We start from the raw sequence: 18,403 nt of genomic DNA on the forward strand, positions 1-18,403 counted from the left end.
GTAACTGTAGAAAGCTTATCGAAAAATATACATTAAAATTGGTTAAAAAATTAAATATTTATTAAAAAATGCAAAAATATTGTAACCATGCAAAATTGATGTTATTATATATGTATACAATGCAGGGCTTTAGAGATGCTCTCTAAAACATTGATATTATAACAGTAAAAGGAGGATGTGTATGAGAAAAAGTTTCATTTTTAGGAGAATTTGTGTTATTGCTATGGTACTTGCAATATGTTTGGTATCTTGGCAGGGGCAGAGCTGGATTACAGCAGAGGCGGCTGATACCGGTGCAGAGGCACTTGTAAAACCGGACGATATAACAGCTAAAGTAACATTGGATGACCAAACTCCTGCAGAAGGTAAATTTACATTTGAACTGCTTGATGAAAATAATACTGTGCTTGAGGAAGTTAAAAATGATGCAAATGGAAATATAAAATTTACAAAAAAGTTTTTAGCGAAGTTAGATGGCAAATACCAAATAAGACAGAAGAAAGATGAGACTGTATCTGATATTGAATATGGAGAGGATTCAAAAGCTCTTAAAATAAAGGTTGAAGAAGAAACTGTACCGGGAGATGAAGGTAAGTTTGATAATGCAATAAAGTTTGTAGGTAATGCCGATGAACATGGTAGGATAACAGTAGACTATTGGATAAATGGAGAGGCAGAAAAACATCAGACAGGTGCATATTGTATAAATACAGACATTAAGTTAGAAGATAATACAAAATTTGAAGCTATAAAAGATCCGACTACAGAACAGCTTGCACAGTATATAGTGAAGAAATTTTATGATGCTGAAAGTGAAGTTATTAATAAGGGTAATATTTTTGTAAAACACTCTTATGAAAAGAATACAGACAGTGTTATTGATGAAATTCAATATATGTATGGCGAGGATCCTGCAAAGGTATTGAAAAAGACATTGTATTATTTAGAAAAGATTCCTCTTGATGCTGACTATACTCCATCTGGAATACATAATGGAAATGATTATAAGCAGAATGCCGTATGGGCAGCATGTGGAGGTACTTGGGGTACAAAACGCCAGTATGTTTATAAAAAGCATGGAGAAGATGGAGAGATAACATCTAATTCATTACCACAAAAAGCCTTTGATTATATTAAAAATGAAAATAAAATTTCTCAAATTAAAGATGAGAATATAAAAAATTATCATGTAATCATATTCGTTTCTGATGGAAATCAGAGCCAGCCTGTAGCCTTTGGTTATGAAACTGTATATAACGCAGATAGAAAAGTAAAGAAAACAGTAATAGAGCCAATTGAGTTTAAGAATAAAACTAAGAATAAACAAGGTGTTCCTAATATAGTTCCTATACAGAGTAATGAAATACCTGAAGAACCTAAAGAAGTTCCTCAAAAGCCTGAAGAAGTAAAGGAAGAACCTAAGGAAACTCCAAAAAAGCCTGAAGAAGTAAAAGAAGAGCCTAAGGAAACTCCAGAAAAGCCTGAAGAAGTAAAAGAAGAGCCTAAGGAAACTCCAGAAAAGCCTGAAGAAGTAAAAGAAGAGCCTAAGGAAACTCCAAAAAAGCCTGAAGAAGTAAAAAAAGAGCCTAAGCAGACAGATAAGACAGTAGAGAAGGACTTTGAAGAGGAGTCAGAAGGAGAAAATGTTTCTGAAACAGATCCGAGGGAAACACCTGAACCGGAAGAAGTACCGGAAGTTACAGAGCCAAATAGAGAGAACAGCATTCCACAATATCCGGTAAATGCAATGCCGGATGCTAATGATCCTAACAGTCCGGATGAGTTTATAGCTGTAAATGCTGATGGAACTCCACAGGGAAAATATATAAAGAAAACATTGCCGGATGGAAGTAAGGAGTATGTACTTGTAGATGACGATGGAGTGCCTAGAGGTGTTGCAACTTTACCTAGAACAGGTGCAAGAGATAGTATGGCTTATTATATGGGAGGGACTGTTTTGTTAGTCCTTGCGGGTTTCGTAATAAGGAAAAAATATGATTAAAAATACTATAATGTGAGCCAATATGTAGTAACTGTAGAAAGCTTATCGAAAAATATACATTAATATAGTGAAAAATAGCTAAAAAAATCTTATAATTATAGAAAAAAATTCTATATATTAACTCAATGATTTTTGATATACTGAACGAGTGAATGATTGAGTCAAAGGACTCATAAAAAAGGAGGAAGTATAATCATGAAAAAGAGAGCATTATCACTTATGTTAGTTGCTGCTACAGCAATTTCATTATCAGCTTGCGGAGGCGGTGGCTCAAAGCCTGCTTCTGACACAAAGACATCAAGTGCAGCAAAGAGCAATACAGCAGCTTCTGCTTCTAAAACATCATCAGTAGCACAGACTACAGGTGAAGTAGAGAACGCAAAGAAGCCTTTAGTATGGTTTAACCGTCAGCCATCAAGCTCTGCTACAGGAGAACTTGATATGGCAGCCCTTAATTTTAATGAGAATACATATTATGTAGGTTTCAATGCTACACAGGGTGCTGAATTACAGGGTAAGATGATTAAAGATTATATCGAGAAGAATGCAGATAAGATTGACCGCAATGGTGATGGCGTTATCGGATATGTACTTGCTATCGGCGATGTTGGTCATAATGATTCTATCGCTCGTACAAGAGGTGTTCGTAGTGCACTTGGTACAGCAGTTGAGAAAGATGGCAATATTGTAAGTGATCCTGTTGGAACAAATACAGACGGTTCAGCTACAGTTGTTAAAGATGGTGAGCTTGAAGTTGGCGGAAAGAAATTTAAGGTTCGTGAGCTTGCTTCTCAGGAAATGAAGACAGCAGCAGGTGCTACCTGGGATGCTCCTACAGCAGGTAATGCAGTTGGTACATGGTCAGCTTCTTTCGGTGAGCAGATAGATGTTGTAGCTTCTAACAATGACGGTATGGGTATGGCTATGTTCAATGCTTGGTCAAAAGAGCAGAAGGTACCTACTTTCGGATATGATGCAAACAGCGATGCAGTTGCAGCTATCGGTGACGGCTACGGCGGAACTATCAGCCAGCATGCAGATGTTCAGGCTTACTTAACACTTCGTGTGCTTCGTAATGCACTTGACGGTGTAGATGTAAATACAGGTATTTCTACTGCTGATGAGGCAGGCAATGTACTTAAAGAGGGTGAGGACTATGAGTATAATGCAGAGCAGAGATCTTACTATGCATTAAACCTTGCTGTAACAGCTGATAACTATCAGAGCTTCCTTGATGCTACAGTTCCTTTCGAGCCTGTTGCAAAGCAGCTTGATGCAGCTAAGAGTCCTGAGAAGAAGGTATGGCTCAATATCTATAACTCAGCTGATAACTTCTTAGGTGCTACATATCAGCCACTTCTTCAGAAGTATGACAAGTTATTAAACCTCAATGTTGAGTATATCGCAGGTGATGGACAGACAGAGTCTAATATCACAAACAGACTTGGTAACCCTGGTGAGTACGATGCATTTGCTATCAACATGGTTAAGACAGACAATGCAGCTTCTTATACAGCTCTTCTTAAATAATTTTAAGAACAGATATAAAAGCTTTAAAGCATTAGGTGGCGGCTTATGCCGTCACCTTTTTTAACAGAAAGCATACACAAGGTATTTGAATAAGATATAGCAGGGGTATTAATTATGGAAGATAAAAACAATGAGACTATCTTATCGATACGCGGCATGAGTAAGTCTTTTGGCAGGAATAGAGTTTTACAGCATATTAATTTAGATGTAAAGCGTGGCACGGTTATGGGACTTATGGGTGAGAATGGCGCAGGCAAGTCCACTATGATGAAGTGCCTCTTCGGTACTTACCAAAAGGATGATGGAGTCATTATATTAGATGGGAAAGAAGTAAACTTTTCAGGTCCCAAAGATGCACTTGAAAATGGAATAGCAATGGTTCATCAGGAGCTCAATCAGTGTCTGGAAAGAAGTGTGGTAGACAATTTATTTTTAGGCAGATGCCCTGTAAATTCGTTAGGAATAGTAGATGAAGCAAGAATGAGAAAAGAGGCGTCAGAGCTTTTTCGCAAATTAGGTATGACTATAAACCTAACTCAGCCTATGGGTAAAATGTCAGTTTCACAGCGTCAGATGTGTGAGATTGCGAAGGCTATATCCTACAATTCAAAGGTAATTGTACTTGACGAGCCTACCTCTTCGCTGAATATTCAGGAAGTAAATAAATTATTTGAGATGATGAGGATGCTGAAAGAAAAAGGTATTTCTCTTATTTACATATCTCATAAGATGGATGAGATATTTGAAATTTGTGATGAAATTTCAGTTCTTAGAGATGGTAATTTGGTTATGACTAAGCCATCAGCCGAGACAAATATGAATGAACTTATTACAGCAATGGTAGGAAGAGTGCTTGAAAACCGTTTCCCTCCTGTAGATAATGAGCCGGGTGAGCCTGTGCTTTCTATTAAGAATCTTTCTACAAAGTTTAAGCCGCAGCTTCAGGATATAAGTTTTGATGTAAGAAAAGGAGAGATATTCGGACTTTATGGACTTGTAGGAGCAGGAAGAACAGAGCTTCTTGAAACTATTTTCGGTGTGAGAACCAGAGCTTCAGGCAGAGTTTATTTTAAGAATAAGCTGATGAACTTTGATAGTGCTATAGAAGCTATGGAAAGTGGTTTTGCTATGATTACTGAGGAAAGAAAGGCAAACGGACTGTTCTTAAAGGGAGATTTAACCTTTAATACAACCATAGCTAACCTTCACCAGTATATGTCAGGTGCCATCCTTTCAGACCAGAAGATGGTTAAGGCAACTGCTAAGGAAATTAAGATAATGCGCACTAAGTGTATGGGTCCATCGGACCTTATTTCCAGCCTTTCAGGAGGAAACCAGCAGAAGGTTATTTTTGGAAAATGGCTTGAACGTCAGCCACAGGTATTTATGATGGATGAGCCTACCAGAGGTATTGATGTTGGAGCAAAATATGAAATCTATGAGCTAATAATAAAGATGGCTAAAGAAGGAAAGACTGTAATAGTTGTATCTTCTGAAATGCCTGAAATCTTAGGTATTACTAACCGTATCGGAGTTATGAGTAATGGTAGGCTTTCGGGTATAGTAAATACTAAAGAGACTGATCAGGAAGAGCTGCTTAGATTGAGTGCAAAATACCTATAAATGAGGGAGATTAAGGTTATGAGTAAAATATTAACAGTGGAAGAAGAGAATAAGCTGTGTAAGCCTATAGATGATTTCGTAGGTAAGATTCAGGAAAAAATCGATGCACTGAGAGCCGATGGAACTGATAAGGTTATATCTCTCCAGAGCTTGATAGAAAGTGTAAAAAGAGATAAGACCCTTTCAGCAGATGAGAGAAATAAAGAGATTTCAGAGCTTCAGGCAGAGCTTAAAAAGGCTGAGTCAGTCGAAAATGCAAATAAAGACCAGATTGCAAAATATATAAGTGAAGCAGAGGCTTATATAGATGCACATTTTGACAAAGAATACTACAAGCCTTTAGTTGCAAGCTGTGAAGAGGCTAAAAAAGAGGCAAAGGCTGAGTATCAGTCAAAACTTGGTAAATTAGCCACAGAGCATAAGGAAAATCTATCAAAGCTTTCAGACCATCAGGAAATCAAAGATGAGAATTATGTTTATAAAAACCGTCTTTTTGATGCAAAACTTGAGTATGAAAAGCATATTCAGGACATAAAGGATAGAAAGATGGAGGCATTCAGCCATAAGTACCATCTTATTGATTTACTTAGAATGTCTAAGTTTACCTTTATGCAGAATCATAAGATTAAGGTAGAGAATTATAAGTACAGTTTCAGTATTAAGAAATATCTTTTGCAGAATGGTCTGTACATCGCAATTATCCTGATATTCATAGGACTTAGTATAATTACGCCTGTGTTAAAGGGACCACAGACACACCTGCTTACTTATAACAATGTACTTAACATTTTACAGCAGGCATCTCCTAAGATGTATCTTGCTCTTGGAGTTGCAGGTCTTATTCTCCTTACCGGTACCGACCTTTCTATCGGTCGTATGATAGGTATGGGTATGACGGTGGCAACCATTATCATGCATCAGGGTGCAAATACAGGTCAGGTATTTGGCCATGCATTCGATTTTACGGGACTTCCTGTTGGAGTGAGAGTAGTGCTTGCATTAGTGGTTTGTATAATACTTTGTACTTTCTTTACGGCAATAGCAGGTTTCTTTACGGCTAAGTTTAAAATGCATCCGTTCATTTCAACAATGGCGAATATGCTTGTTATCTTCGGTTTAGCTACTTACGCTACAAAGGGTGTGTCCTTTGGTGCTATTGAGTCAAATATTCCGGATATGATTATACCTAAGTTAAACGGTTTTCCAACCATCATTCTTTGGGCGGTTGCAGCTATAGCTGTAGTTTGGTTTATTTGGAACAAGACTCCTTTTGGAAAGAATCTTTATGCTGTAGGTGGTAACCCTGAGGCAGCCTCTGCATCCGGTATTTCGGTATTTGCAGTTACCCTCGGAGCATTCATCCTTGCAGGTATCCTTTATGGTTTCGGTGCTTGGCTTGAGTGTGCGAGAATGGTTGGTTCAGGCTCAGCAGCTTATGGACAGGGCTGGGAGATGGATGCTATTGCAGCCTGCGTAGTTGGTGGTATTTCCTTTACCGGTGGTATCGGTAAGATTTCAGGTGTAGTTGTGGGTGTACTTATCTTTACAGCACTTACCTACTCACTTACCATCCTTGGTATAGATACTAACTTACAGTTCGTATTTGAAGGTATCATCATACTTGTAGCTGTAACTCTTGACTGCTTAAAGTATGTACAGAAGAAATAAATAAAAAAATATTAGTTAAGCCTCCGATGTTTGATCGGGGGCTTTAGTATTTTTGATATGTGTAGTCACATGAAAGGAGTAAAAGTACAACTTAAAAAAACATAAATTTTATAAAAATCTGTTAATATATATTGAAATTTCTAAATAATCCTATTAATATAACTAATATATAAAACAATTTATAGTTTATATATTTAATTAGGAAAGGGAATTGATTAGAGATGGAAAAATATGCGATATATGCCATAGTAATAGCAGTATTTGTAATAAGGTTGGCATTTTTGAAAATATCGAAGAAAAATGAGAAAAATATTCTGGAAAATGGTGGCAGTGAATATGGAGTAAAGAACAGTAAGAGAATTACTATTTTGCATATAATTTTTTATTTTGGCAGTCTTATTGAGGCAATTATCAGTAATACAACTTTTGATAAGATAAGTTTTATAGGTTTGTGTCTTTTAATTTTTTCAATGATTATGCTTTATACTGTTGTCAAACTTCTGGATGGTATATGGACAGTGAAGCTTATGGTTGCAAAGAATCACAAATTCAAAGATCATTGGCTTTTTAGAACGGTGAAGCATCCTAATTATTTCCTGAATATAGTACCTGAACTTGTGGGAATTGCTCTGATTTGTCATAGTAAAATGGTTAGTATTGTTGTATTGCCTCTTTATGCAATAGTGCTTTACATAAGAATAAAAGAGGAAAATATGGTATTGGAAACTATAATAAGACCTAATGGAAGCTATAAATAGAGAACTAAGTATAAAATATCTCATTTCTCACACCATAATATTAAAATTGAAGATATATAATAAAATTTTGCACCTGTCGACGCAGGTGCTTTTTACATCTAGATTATTAACTTAAATTATGGTATTATTATAAGTTAGTAGTGAAAATGACAATATTTGTACAACTATAGATTAACCTCGGAGGACGACATGGGGAGAGTAATTGCGGTAGCAAACCAAAAGGGTGGTGTGGGTAAGACAACCACGGTAATTAACCTGTCAGCCTGCCTTGCAGAAAAAGGTAAAAAGGTTCTGGTAATAGACATAGATCCACAGGGAAATACTTCAAGCGGACTTGGAGTGGATAAAAATAATGCAGAGAATACAGTTTACGAGCTTTTGCTTGGAGAATGTGAGCTTAAGGATTGTATAGTGGAAAATGTATATGACGGGCTTTCGATAGTACCTGCCAATGTAAACCTTGCAGGTGCAGAGATAGAACTTATAGGAATACCTGACCAGCATTATATTCTTAAAAAGCATATTGAAATAGTGAGAGCAGAGTATGATTTTATTATCATAGACTGTCCGCCCTCATTAAACACACTTACAGTAAATGCCATGTCAGCGGCAGATTCGGTGCTTGTACCGATTCAGTGTGAGTATTATGCACTTGAAGGACTTAGTCAGCTCATACATACCATAGAGCTTGTAAAAGCAAGGATGAATGAAGGGCTTTATATAGAGGGAGTTGTATTTACTATGTATGATGCAAGAACCAATCTCTCACTTCAGGTAGTGGAAAATGTAAAGGATACTTTGAAACAGAATATATATAAGACAATAATTCCCAGAAATGTGAGGCTTGCAGAGTCGCCAAGCCATGGAGTGCCAATCAATATATATGACTCTAAGTCGGCAGGAGCAGAGGGCTATAGAGCCTTGGCAGAAGAAGTAATAGAAAGTGGCGAAGAGAGGTATTAGCTACGAGGAAAGAGGAAGGTTATGGCAATGAAAAAAGGTTTGGGAAAAGGTCTTGATTCGATGATTCCCGAAAATAAGACAAAGGCAGAGGTAAAAAATGCCGCAGACAATTCGTTTGTGGAAATTCCTGTTGCAGATATTGACCCTAATTTAGGACAGCCAAGAAAGAGTTTTGATGAAGACGGATTACTTGAACTGTCGGAGTCAATTAAGATACATGGAGTTATTCAGCCTCTAATACTCACCAAAAGAGGGAAGAGATATGAAATTATAGCAGGCGAGAGGCGATGGAGAGCTTCTAAGCTTGCAGGAATAAAAAAAGTTCCTGCGATAATAAGAGAATATACAGACAAAGAAATAATGGAAGTTTCACTTATTGAAAATATCCAGCGTCAGGACTTAAACCCTATAGAAGAGGCAGAGGCTTTCAAAAAATTAATAGATGAGTATAAGATGAAGCAGGATGATCTTGCTGAGAGAGTTTCAAAAAGCCGCTCAGCTATCACTAATGCATTAAGGCTTCTGAAGTTAGATGAAAAAGTCAAGATGATGTTAGCAGAAGGAATGATAACTACAGGTCATGCAAGGGCATTGCTTGGGTTGGAAGATAAATCTAAACAGCAGATGCTTGCTGTAAAGATTTTTGACGAAAAACTCAGTGTAAGGGAGACGGAGAAACTTGTAAGGCAGATGATGGAAGAAACAAAGCCTGAAAAAGAGGAGAAGTCTTCTGAAAAACTAATCTATAAGCAGCTTGAGGACAGCCTTAAAAGTATCTTAGGCAGTAAGGTAAGCATCAAAGGCAGGCAGGATGGTAAGGGAAAAATAGAAATAGAATATTATTCTGTAGATGAACTTGACAGAATAACGGAACTGTTTTCTACTATAAAAAAGTAAGCTGATGAGAGGTAAATGAGATGAATTTATTTGGATATGACTTTCAGGCAGAATATATAATCTGCGGTTTGGCAGGCATGGTTTTGCTTCTGCTTATTTTTGATATAATTCAGTTTGCAAAAATTTCTAATCTCAAAAAGAGGATAGCGGCTTTAACCGAGGGAAGTGAGGGAAGCTTAGAGGATAAGATAGCCGAGAAATTTGCACAGGTTACTAAGCTTAGGGAAGTGCAGGCCAAAAATACTGATGATATAGATAAAATTTTTAGAAAGCTAAAAAATGCTTATCAGAAATCATCTGTCCATAGGTATGATTCTTTGGCAGATATGGGAGGGCGTTTAAGTTCTGTTATAGTACTTTTAGATGAAAGAAATGACGGTTTTCTTATAAACTCAGTACATAGTACAACAGCAGGTACATATACTTATGTTAAAAAAATAACAAATGGTTTGGCTGATGTGGAACTGGCTGAAGAAGAAACACTGGCTCTTGCAGAAGCTATGGGAAAGAAGAATTAGGAGAAAGATATGCAACCATTATTTTTAAAACCGGTATTTAAAGAAATGATATGGGGCGGAACTGCCTTAAGAGAAGAGTTTAACTATGATATTCCAAGCGATAAGACAGGAGAATGCTGGGCTATAAGTGCTCATAAAAACGGAGACTGCACGGTAGAAACCAGGGAAGACTCGGAATATTCAGGTAAAACTCTTAGTGAACTTTGGTCAACTAACAAGGAACTTTGGGGAAGGGCAGGAGAGGCGGAAGTATTTCCTCTTTTAACCAAGTTGATTTCAGCAGAAACAGACCTATCAATTCAGGTTCACCCTGATGATGAGTATGCAAAAGCTCATGAAAATGGCTCTCTTGGCAAGACTGAATGCTGGTATATAGTTGATGCGAAGGAAGATGCCACCATAGTTATAGGGCATAATGCAAAGGATAAGGCGGAACTTCATAAATACATTGAGAACAAGGATTTTTTGGGGCTGATAAGGGAAATACCTGTAAAAAAAGGAGATTTTTTCTTTATTGAACCGGGAACTGTTCATGCTATAAAGGGTGGTACAATCATACTTGAAACGCAGCAAAACAGCGATATTACTTACAGGTTGTATGACTATGACAGATTACAAAACGGCAAACCTAGAGAACTTCATATTGATAAATGTTTGGATGTAATAGACTGCCCATTTGAAGCAAAAGAGCCTGAACATAGAAAGGCAATTGAGTTTGAGGACGGTTCTTTAGTAAGAAACATGGTTACCTGTTCGCTTTTTGAGGTGGACTATGTAAAAACCGAAACTACAGTGAGCTTATCACAGAATACAGATTTTACTTTAGTAAGTGTTCTTGAAGGAAGTGGAAAGCTTAAGAGTAAGGATAACTCCGAATGGAAAATAAAAAAGGGAGAACATTTCATCCTCCCTCATGGCTTTGGTGATTATGCATTAACCGGCAGTCTTGAGCTTATTATTTCAGGCAGCCGCTAAAATTAAGCAAAGAGTTTCTCAAGAATAGGAGTAAGGAGAGCTATCCCCTCCTTGTCAGATTCATTAAAACGCCCAAGACTTGGGCTGTCTATATCAAGGACGGCAACAACCCTGCCTGATGTATCATGGATGGGTAGAACGAGTTCAGAGTTGGAGGCGGAGTCACAGGCAATATGTCCTGCGAATTCATGCACATTTTTAACAAGTTGTATACTATCGGTAGATACGGCAGTACCGCACACACCCCGTCCTATAGGGATGGTTACACAGGCAGGCTTACCTTGAAAAGGACCCAGTACCAGATTGTCGCCCTCAACAAGGTAAAAGCCTACCCAGTTAATATCTGTAAGTTCCATATTTAAAAGAGCGGATACATTTGAAAGATTAGCAATGAGGTTATTGACATCGGAGGTGAGAGCCTCTGTTTCTTTTGAAATAAGTGAATAATTTATCATATTTTCTCCTTTTACATTTAAGATAAAAACATTTTTAGGATAGCATAAATATTTTAGGTAGACAAGCAGGAGTTTCTCGGTATTTTTAGATAATAAAAATGTAAGAAAACCTTAAAGTTAGTTTACTTGTAATTGAGGAGAGATATGGTATAAAATATAGAGTATGTTTTAATTAGGTAGTGAAAGAAGGTTTACAATGAATAAAGAAGATGAGTTTATGAAAGAAGTACGCAATTCGCTTGCAAAACAGGTAGGAGAAGAAATGGGAAAAAATACAAAGGCGCAGGAACACAGGCAGGGGCAGTCAGGAAAAAAAAGAAAAAAGAAGAAAGGTATGAATATCTTCTTAAAAATACTGATTTTTTTGATAGTGGTGTTGCTGGCAGGAGGTGCATTTCTCACACTTACAAAACCGGGTAGGAAGATAATGACAGGTCTTGCGGTGAAGTATGCTTACTGGAGGATGGAAAAGACAAACGAAAAACCTAACAAACCTGTTAAAGAAGTATCAGGCTCTGCTATAGATACAGAGAAAGAAGAGGAGCCGGAACTGAAGGTTGGTGAGATTACAGATAATATAGATATTTCTAAAATGTCCGACACATTTAAGAATGCTCTTCATGAGGACGGAGTCTATAACATACTTCTTTTAGGAGTGGAGGCTATAGGAAGTAACGGTGTTGCCTCAGGGCGTACTGACTCCATTATGATAGCTACTATAAATACCAAGCAGAAAACACTTGGACTTACTTCTATTATGAGGGACAGTTATGTTAATATCCCGGGATATTATAGTACAAAAATCAATGCCGCTTTTGGAAAGGGTGGAATCAATACTGTTTATGAGACCATAGCTGAAACTTATGGAATAAGGCTTGATGGTTCAGCAGTAGTAAGTTTTGAGACCTTCCAGAAGGTGATAGATGACCTTGGTGGAGTTGATATAGAGATTACCGCCGGTGAGGCACAGTATCTGAATACTAAAAATTATATTTCTAAGAAATCAAACCGTACCTTAAAACCGGGCGTAAACCATATGAATGGCAATCAGGCTCTCGGTTATGCAAGGGTAAGATATGAGGCTACACTGGATGGCTCGATTGACGATTTTGGTAGAACCTCAAGACATAGAAGGATTATGGGTGCTATATTTAAGGAAGTAAAGAAGAGCAATCCTATTACCTTAGTTAAAATGCTTGATACAATATTTTCTCAGATACAGACCGATATAAAGAAGGATAATGCAAGTTCTTATCTTGCAGAAGTATTGGAGCTTAGCATAGATGGAGTACCTCTTGATAATCTAAGAATTCCACTTGACGGTACCTGTCATGAGGAGAAACCAAATGGAATGTCAGTAGTAGTCTTTGACTTGCCTAAAAACAAGGAAGCCCTTACGAATTTTATTTTTGCCAGCCATAAGGAACCTGCCTCAGGTTCGGCTATAAAAGGTGAAAGCGCTACAAAGAATAAGTAGAAGTTGATTTTAACCGATATGGGCTGAGCCTGTGTCGGTTTTAATAAATATAGGAAAGGAGGAGCTATGGTAAATTTTTTAATGCTGGTTTCAATAGTTATTTTTGCCTGTGTAATGCTAAATAAGGTATCGGCAAAACTGGGCATGCCCATGCTCCTTGCCTTTATTTTTCTTGGAATGCTTTTTGGCTCGGACGGACTCTTCAGGATTGATTTTGAAAACTATGCATTTGCAGAGAACATATGTTCGATAGCTCTTATATTTATTATATTTTATGGTGGTTTTGGTACAGACTGGGAACAGGCGAGGCCTGTAGCTGTGAAGGCGGGACTTTTATCCACACTCGGAGTAGTGCTTACTGCTTTTATAACAGGTATTTTTTGTCATTATGTGTTTGACATGAGCTGGATAGCAGGACTTGCAATAGGCTCAATCATAGGCTCAACAGATGCGGCATCAGTATTCTCCATACTTCGTTCCAGAAAACTTAACTTAAAATATAATACTGCTTCAATGCTTGAATTAGAGAGTGGAAGTAACGATCCGATAGCCTATATGCTCACCATCATATTTATACAGATGCTCCAAGATGGAGGAGATGGTGAAAATCCAATACTCATGGTACTTAGCCAACTTGGTTTCGGCATAGTGGTAGGGATTGTAGTTGCCATTATAGCTATATGGTTTCTGCATAATATTCTTGTAGAAGCAGATGGATTTGATACAATCTTTGTATTTGGAGTGGCGGTACTCTCTTATGCAGGGGCAGGCTTCATTGGCGGCAATGGTTATCTGAGTGCTTATATTACAGGAATAATAATGGGAAACAGCCGTATAAGGGATAAGAAGAATCTGGTGCATTTCTTCGACGGAACTACAAGTCTGATGCAGATGGTAATCTTTTTCCTTTTGGGACTTTTATCAAGTCCGTCAAAGCTTCCGGGAGTGGCAATCCCTGCAGTACTGATATTCTTGTTTATGACCTTGGTATCAAGACCGACAGCCGTATTTACTATACTTGCACCGTTTAAGAGCAGCGTAAAACAGATGATGTTGGTGTCTTTTGCGGGACTTAGAGGAGCAGCTTCCATAGTTTTTGCAATTATGGCAGTACAGGGAGCAGACCTTGATGAGAACCTCTTCCATATAACCTTTTTCATAGTTCTCCTGTCAATTTTGTTTCAGGGAGCATTTTTGCCTAAAGTTGCTAAATCGCTAGACATGATAGATAGTGGAGGGGATGTTATGAAGACCTTTACCGACTATACGGAAGAAGTCCCGGTGCAATTTATTCAGTTCACAATTCCTGAAGGACATTCTTGGGTAGGAAAGACTCTGATGGAGATTATCACACCTCCGGAAACAATAATGGTTTCGGTACAAAATGAGGTGGGTACGAGAGTTCCGAACGGACAGACAATTTTAAATGTGGGTGATAAGGTAGTACTTTCTGCGGCTACTCCTGAACAGATGACAGGCACCATGCTCAGCGAAATATATATCAATAACAAGAGCAGTTATATAGGAAAGGCTATTTCAGAAATACCGACAGATGATGATACATTAATCATCCTTATAAAAAGAGGAGATGATATTATAATTCCTAATGGAAATATAGTATTAAATGAGGGAGACATGCTTGTAATGAACAGCTTGGTAAGGTAGGATGAGTGTTTTAAGCTTAAAATAAAGAGAAAGGAAGAGCTATGTTTAAGACAGGTTTTGATAATGACAAGTATCTGAAAATGCAATCTGAGAAAATAATGGAGAGAATTGAGGGCTTTGGCGGTAAGCTATATATGGAATTTGGCGGTAAGCTCTTTGATGATTACCATGCTTCAAGAGTGCTTCCCGGATTTAAACCGGACAGTAAAATCAGGATGCTTGCAAAGATAAGGGAAGATGTAGAAGTGGTTGTAGTCATAAATTCAGCTGATATAGAGAAGAATAAGGTAAGGGGCGACCTTGGAATAACCTACGACCTGGATGTGCTGAGGCTGATTGATGCTTTTAGAAGCTACGGGCTTTATGTAGGGAGTGTAGTGCTTACAAGGTTTGAAGGTCAGGAATGTGCAATCCAGTATCAGAAGAAACTTGAAGCTCTGGGAATTAAGGTTTACAGGCACTATCCTATAGCAGGCTATCCAAATGACATACCTGCAATTATAAGTGATGAAGGATATGGTAAAAATGATTACATAGAAACCAAACATTCCCTTGTAGTTGTAACTGCACCGGGACCGGGTAGCGGAAAGATGGCAGTATGTCTTTCGCAGCTATACCATGATCATAAACATGGTATAAAGGCAGGCTATGCTAAGTTTGAAACCTTTCCTATATGGAATCTTCCGCTCTCACATCCTGTCAATCTTGCCTATGAAGCGGCTACAGCAGACCTTAATGATGTAAATATGATAGATCCTTACCACTTAGAGGCTTATGGACTTACTACCGTAAATTATAATAGGGATGTGGCTGTTTTTCCTGTATTAAATGCGATGTTTGAAAAAATATATGGCTCTTCTCCATACAAATCTCCTACGGATATGGGAGTAAATATGGTGGGTAACTGTATCTTTGATGATGAAGCTGTAAAAGATGCTGCAAAACAGGAGATAATCAGGAGATATTTTAAGGAGAGATGTGAGTTAAGAAAGGGTAACAGCAGGGCAGAGGTGGTAGAAAAGTTGGAGCTGCTTATGAAAAAGGCAGGAACCGGTGTTCAAGACAGAAAGACAGTGGCGGCAGCAAATACCAAGTCGGAAGTTACCGGAGAACCGGCAAGTGCTATAGAGCTTGAAGACGGCACTATAATTACAGGCAAGACTTCAGAACTGATGGGGGCTACCTCAGCAATGCTCCTTAATGCTTTAAAAAAGCTTGCAGGTCTTTCGGATAGTTTGAGGCTTATTTCGCCAAGTGTAATAGAGCCGATTCAACAGCTTAAGATTAACCATCTTGGAAATCATAACCCGAACCTGCATATAGCAGAGATGTTGATTGCCCTTACCATCTGCGCAGGGACAGATGAAAATGCTGCAAAGGTGGTGGCGATGCTTGACAGATTAAAGGGGTGTGAGGCTCATTCGTCTGTCATCCTCTCTAGGGAAGACCAGCGTACTTTAGCAAGACTGGGTATCAATATGACCTGTGAGCCTAAGTATCAGACAAAAAAATTATTTCATAATTAAATTTAACTTGTAATATCTTTGACATAAGTGTATGCTAATATAGTACTATTAAACAAAATTTAGGAGGATATGAGTTATGGCTACAGAATTAGGAGCAGAAAGCTTTGCATTGGATCTTGAGGGGCTTATAGGAGAATATGAAAAGAAGCTTGCAGAGGCAGATACAGAGGAAGTTAAAAAAAGAGTTTCTGAACTTTTAGAGGCTTGCAAAGCTATGAATGGTAAGAGTCTTGCAGAATTACTTACAATTGTAGATACAGGAGCATTCAACAATATTATTTCAGCATATTGCATGAAGGCTATGCAGGATCTTGATAAGTCAGAGGAAGAGTGTGAAAAAGTGCTTGAGAAATTAAATGAGCTGTATAACTATGATGCGGATAGTGTTGTGGTTCCTATGCTTACAGTAGAAACTGAAGAAGATGGCGAATAATTTCTTATAATGTGAGGGTTAAAATGTTTATTAACCAGTTGATAGAAGGCTGTGGGCTTAGGCTCACAGCAGTTTTTGAATCCAATACAGCAGATTTTCATTCAAAAGTGGCAGGAATATATCATCCTGCTGATAAAAGAGAAATATCAGATTTTTTAGAAAAGAATAAAATGAGGTTTTCAAAATATATTGTGGCGGAGATGTTTACCTTTAACGGGAGACCGCTCAGTTTTGACAATGATGAGATAGAATGCTCTGTAATGGGGATTTTTGAATCTAAGCCTTATGAATGGATGAAGGTCAAGGTATATAGGATTAATCTCGGCAAATACGGTGCTGCCCACCTCATACTGGCAGATGGAGATGTACAACCTTTCAATAGGAGAAACAGTTTCAGGGTATCTGTGACGAGTGAATGTTATGTGAAGCTTAGAAATGAGGAATCGCTTAGTAAGGCGGCAGTTAAGGATATAAGTTCGGTGGGTATAGGCTTGGTCATACCTAAGTACCTACAGATAGAGCCGGGAGATAATATTCTAATAACATTTTCAGATTATTTAAAAATATTTAAAACAAAGCAGACAAACAGCCTGCCTATGACTAGGGCTGAAAAGGATCTAGCTCGATTTAAAAAGCAGATTTCCCTTATTGAAGCCATGAATGGTGGTGGTAGTGAAGAAAAGGGAGAGAAAGTAAAACAAAAAGTGGAATTTATTATAAAAGCCGTAGTTGTAAGAGTGGTAGATACCATACAGAAAAGAACCGTAGGCTGTAAATTCCTTGCTATTAACGAAGAACTCAGTAAGTATGTGAATGAAAAACAGATGGAAAAACGCAGGGTGAAGAGCAGACCCTTAAAGAATTGAATATGGAAGTATTATTAAAGTCGGTGAACTCTATGTTGACCGGCTTTTTGCATGAATAAAAATTGTACACTTTGTACAGAAAATGCTTAGAAATTCATACAAATTGACGATGACAATATGGCTGAAGTATATTACAATGTAGATGATGAAACGGGAAAATCATTTGTTCTAATATTTTTATCTATCGGATTAAATAATTCTTGTGACAATTAATCATGATTTCTCAACTATTAAAAAATGCATTGTTGTTTATTAACAGGAAAAGGAGTACAATGAGAGAAAAAGATATTGCAGAAAAAATACTTTTAAGCTTTAATGATGTCTTTGCAGATGTTGTGAATGGAACAATATTTGATGGAAGGGATGTAGTAAAGAGTGAGGACTTAGAGGAGGCCGGCACTGTTACACAGTTTAAGGATGATGAGAATGTACATCACGAACAGTTAAGAGATGTAGCTAAGTTCTGGAAGAAAAATGGAGTAATCTTCTCATTTATAGGAGTTGAGAACCAGTCAGTACCGGATGAGGATCTAATACTAAGGGTATGTGCGTATGATGGAGTCACTTACAAAAATCAGCAAGGAAGGGCGGAGATTTATCCGGTATTTACAATAGTTATTTATTGGGGAAAGGCTAAGTGGAAGGCACCTATAAGTCTAAAGGAAAGAATAACTTGTCCGCCTGAACTTGAGGGGCTGATTTCAGATCATAAGTTTAAACTCGTTGAAATGACCAGGCTTACTGATGAAGAAATAGAAAGGTATAAGGGTGATTTTAATTTTATTGCAGGTATCATGGCAAAAGAAGAAAATTATGAGCCAAAGCAGGAAGAAATAGCACATCCTGATGAGGTGTTAGATTTGCTTAGCCTGCTGACAAATGATGAAAGATTTTCTGAGGCAAAAAGTGAAGTTAAATCAATGAAGAAAGAAGGAGGTACAGTCGACATGTGTGGATTTTTAGATAAAATTGAAAATAAGGGCATAGAGAAAGGCATAGAGAAAGGCATAGAGAAAGGCATAGAGAAAGGCATAGAGAAAGGCATAG

General features: G+C 37.7%; 16 protein-coding genes. 15 read left to right on the forward strand and 1 reads right to left on the reverse strand.

The window, feature by feature from the left end; genetic code table 11:
- Window positions 1-181 precede the first annotated feature (181 nt).
- The 9 genes from ACTTKP_RS07590 to manA all read left to right on the forward strand — a co-directional run bounded on the left by ACTTKP_RS07590 (window position 182) and on the right by manA (window position 10,934).
- A complete protein-coding gene (locus tag ACTTKP_RS07590) occupies window positions 182-2,002 on the forward strand; it encodes an LPXTG cell wall anchor domain-containing protein (protein ID WP_442553296.1) in 1,821 nt (606 codons plus the stop codon).
- A gap of 195 nt (window positions 2,003-2,197) precedes the next feature.
- Window positions 2,198-3,532 carry a substrate-binding domain-containing protein gene (locus tag ACTTKP_RS07595; protein ID WP_442553297.1) on the forward strand — a complete coding sequence of 445 codons (1,335 nt, stop codon included), beginning with the start codon at window positions 2,198-2,200 and terminating at the stop codon, window positions 3,530-3,532.
- Between the two features lie 114 nt (window positions 3,533-3,646).
- Window positions 3,647-5,155, forward strand: a complete 1,509-nt coding sequence (locus tag ACTTKP_RS07600; RefSeq protein ID WP_442553298.1) for a sugar ABC transporter ATP-binding protein — start codon at window positions 3,647-3,649, stop codon at window positions 5,153-5,155.
- On the forward strand, window positions 5,156-6,823 hold the full coding sequence (locus tag ACTTKP_RS07605; RefSeq protein ID WP_442553299.1) for an ABC transporter permease subunit: 1,668 nt from the start codon (window positions 5,156-5,158) through the stop codon (window positions 6,821-6,823).
- A 221-nt stretch (window positions 6,824-7,044) separates the two neighbouring features.
- A complete protein-coding gene (locus ACTTKP_RS07610; RefSeq protein WP_442553300.1) occupies window positions 7,045-7,581 on the forward strand; it encodes an isoprenylcysteine carboxyl methyltransferase family protein in 537 nt (178 codons plus the stop codon).
- Between the two features lie 189 nt (window positions 7,582-7,770).
- Window positions 7,771-8,544, forward strand: coding sequence for a ParA family protein (locus tag ACTTKP_RS07615; protein WP_442553301.1), 774 nt, complete (start codon window positions 7,771-7,773; stop codon window positions 8,542-8,544).
- A 21-nt stretch (window positions 8,545-8,565) separates the two neighbouring features.
- A complete protein-coding gene (locus tag ACTTKP_RS07620) occupies window positions 8,566-9,441 on the forward strand; it encodes a ParB/RepB/Spo0J family partition protein (protein WP_442553302.1) in 876 nt (291 codons plus the stop codon).
- 20 nt (window positions 9,442-9,461) lie between these two features.
- Window positions 9,462-9,959, forward strand: coding sequence for a DUF4446 family protein (locus tag ACTTKP_RS07625; RefSeq protein WP_442553303.1), 498 nt, complete (start codon window positions 9,462-9,464; stop codon window positions 9,957-9,959).
- A 9-nt stretch (window positions 9,960-9,968) separates the two neighbouring features.
- Entirely contained in the window at window positions 9,969-10,934 is a 966-nt protein-coding gene (gene manA, locus ACTTKP_RS07630; protein WP_442553304.1) for a mannose-6-phosphate isomerase, class I, read from the forward strand.
- A gap of 2 nt (window positions 10,935-10,936) precedes the next feature.
- On the opposite strand, the gene ACTTKP_RS07635 is transcribed toward manA, so the two are convergent.
- Complete coding sequence (locus tag ACTTKP_RS07635; protein ID WP_442553306.1) at window positions 10,937-11,389, reverse strand: GAF domain-containing protein; 453 nt, start codon at window positions 11,387-11,389, stop codon at window positions 10,937-10,939.
- 196 nt (window positions 11,390-11,585) lie between these two features.
- Between ACTTKP_RS07635 and ACTTKP_RS07640 the strand changes: the two genes are divergently transcribed.
- The 6 genes from ACTTKP_RS07640 to ACTTKP_RS07665 form a co-directional block, all read left to right on the forward strand.
- Window positions 11,586-12,866: an LCP family protein gene (locus ACTTKP_RS07640; protein ID WP_442553307.1), complete on the forward strand. Its 1,281-nt coding sequence runs from the start codon at window positions 11,586-11,588 to the stop codon at window positions 12,864-12,866.
- Window positions 12,867-12,932: 66 nt separating this feature from the next.
- The gene (locus tag ACTTKP_RS07645) at window positions 12,933-14,531 is read left to right on the forward strand and encodes a potassium/proton antiporter (protein WP_442553308.1); all 1,599 of its coding nucleotides are present in this window, start codon (window positions 12,933-12,935) and stop codon (window positions 14,529-14,531) included.
- A 41-nt stretch (window positions 14,532-14,572) separates the two neighbouring features.
- On the forward strand, window positions 14,573-16,057 hold the full coding sequence (locus ACTTKP_RS07650; RefSeq protein ID WP_442553309.1) for a DUF1846 domain-containing protein: 1,485 nt from the start codon (window positions 14,573-14,575) through the stop codon (window positions 16,055-16,057).
- Between the two features lie 76 nt (window positions 16,058-16,133).
- A complete protein-coding gene (locus ACTTKP_RS07655) occupies window positions 16,134-16,490 on the forward strand; it encodes a hypothetical protein (RefSeq protein WP_442553310.1) in 357 nt (118 codons plus the stop codon).
- Window positions 16,491-16,513: 23 nt separating this feature from the next.
- Window positions 16,514-17,356, forward strand: coding sequence for a PilZ domain-containing protein (locus ACTTKP_RS07660; protein ID WP_442553311.1), 843 nt, complete (start codon window positions 16,514-16,516; stop codon window positions 17,354-17,356).
- Window positions 17,357-17,628: 272 nt separating this feature from the next.
- Window positions 17,629-18,403: Rpn family recombination-promoting nuclease/putative transposase (locus ACTTKP_RS07665; protein WP_442553312.1), on the forward strand; the 775-nt coding region annotated here is incomplete at its 3' end.

Source organism: Catonella sp. (assembly GCF_052169795.1).
Taxonomy (GTDB): Bacteria; Bacillota; Clostridia; order Lachnospirales; family Lachnospiraceae; genus Catonella.

What these genes read in the sequence shown, in the direction of transcription:
- ACTTKP_RS07620 (WP_442553302.1), top strand. Translation starts at nt 8,566, where the DNA reads ATGGCAATGAAAAAAGGTTTGGGAAAAGGTCTTGATTCGATGATTCCC.
- manA (WP_442553304.1), top strand. Translation starts at nt 9,969, where the DNA reads ATGCAACCATTATTTTTAAAACCGGTATTTAAAGAAATGATATGGGGC.
- ACTTKP_RS07650 (WP_442553309.1), top strand. Translation starts at nt 14,573, where the DNA reads ATGTTTAAGACAGGTTTTGATAATGACAAGTATCTGAAAATGCAATCT.
- ACTTKP_RS07660 (WP_442553311.1), top strand. Translation starts at nt 16,514, where the DNA reads ATGTTTATTAACCAGTTGATAGAAGGCTGTGGGCTTAGGCTCACAGCA.
- ACTTKP_RS07625 (WP_442553303.1), top strand. Translation starts at nt 9,462, where the DNA reads ATGAATTTATTTGGATATGACTTTCAGGCAGAATATATAATCTGCGGT.
- ACTTKP_RS07640 (WP_442553307.1), top strand. Translation starts at nt 11,586, where the DNA reads ATGAATAAAGAAGATGAGTTTATGAAAGAAGTACGCAATTCGCTTGCA.
- ACTTKP_RS07595 (WP_442553297.1), top strand. Translation starts at nt 2,198, where the DNA reads ATGAAAAAGAGAGCATTATCACTTATGTTAGTTGCTGCTACAGCAATT.
- ACTTKP_RS07635 (WP_442553306.1), bottom strand. Translation starts at nt 11,389, where the DNA reads ATGATAAATTATTCACTTATTTCAAAAGAAACAGAGGCTCTCACCTCC.
- ACTTKP_RS07605 (WP_442553299.1), top strand. Translation starts at nt 5,156, where the DNA reads ATGAGGGAGATTAAGGTTATGAGTAAAATATTAACAGTGGAAGAAGAG.
- ACTTKP_RS07645 (WP_442553308.1), top strand. Translation starts at nt 12,933, where the DNA reads ATGGTAAATTTTTTAATGCTGGTTTCAATAGTTATTTTTGCCTGTGTA.
- ACTTKP_RS07590 (WP_442553296.1), top strand. Translation starts at nt 182, where the DNA reads ATGAGAAAAAGTTTCATTTTTAGGAGAATTTGTGTTATTGCTATGGTA.
- ACTTKP_RS07615 (WP_442553301.1), top strand. Translation starts at nt 7,771, where the DNA reads ATGGGGAGAGTAATTGCGGTAGCAAACCAAAAGGGTGGTGTGGGTAAG.
- ACTTKP_RS07600 (WP_442553298.1), top strand. Translation starts at nt 3,647, where the DNA reads ATGGAAGATAAAAACAATGAGACTATCTTATCGATACGCGGCATGAGT.
- ACTTKP_RS07610 (WP_442553300.1), top strand. Translation starts at nt 7,045, where the DNA reads ATGGAAAAATATGCGATATATGCCATAGTAATAGCAGTATTTGTAATA.
- ACTTKP_RS07655 (WP_442553310.1), top strand. Translation starts at nt 16,134, where the DNA reads ATGGCTACAGAATTAGGAGCAGAAAGCTTTGCATTGGATCTTGAGGGG.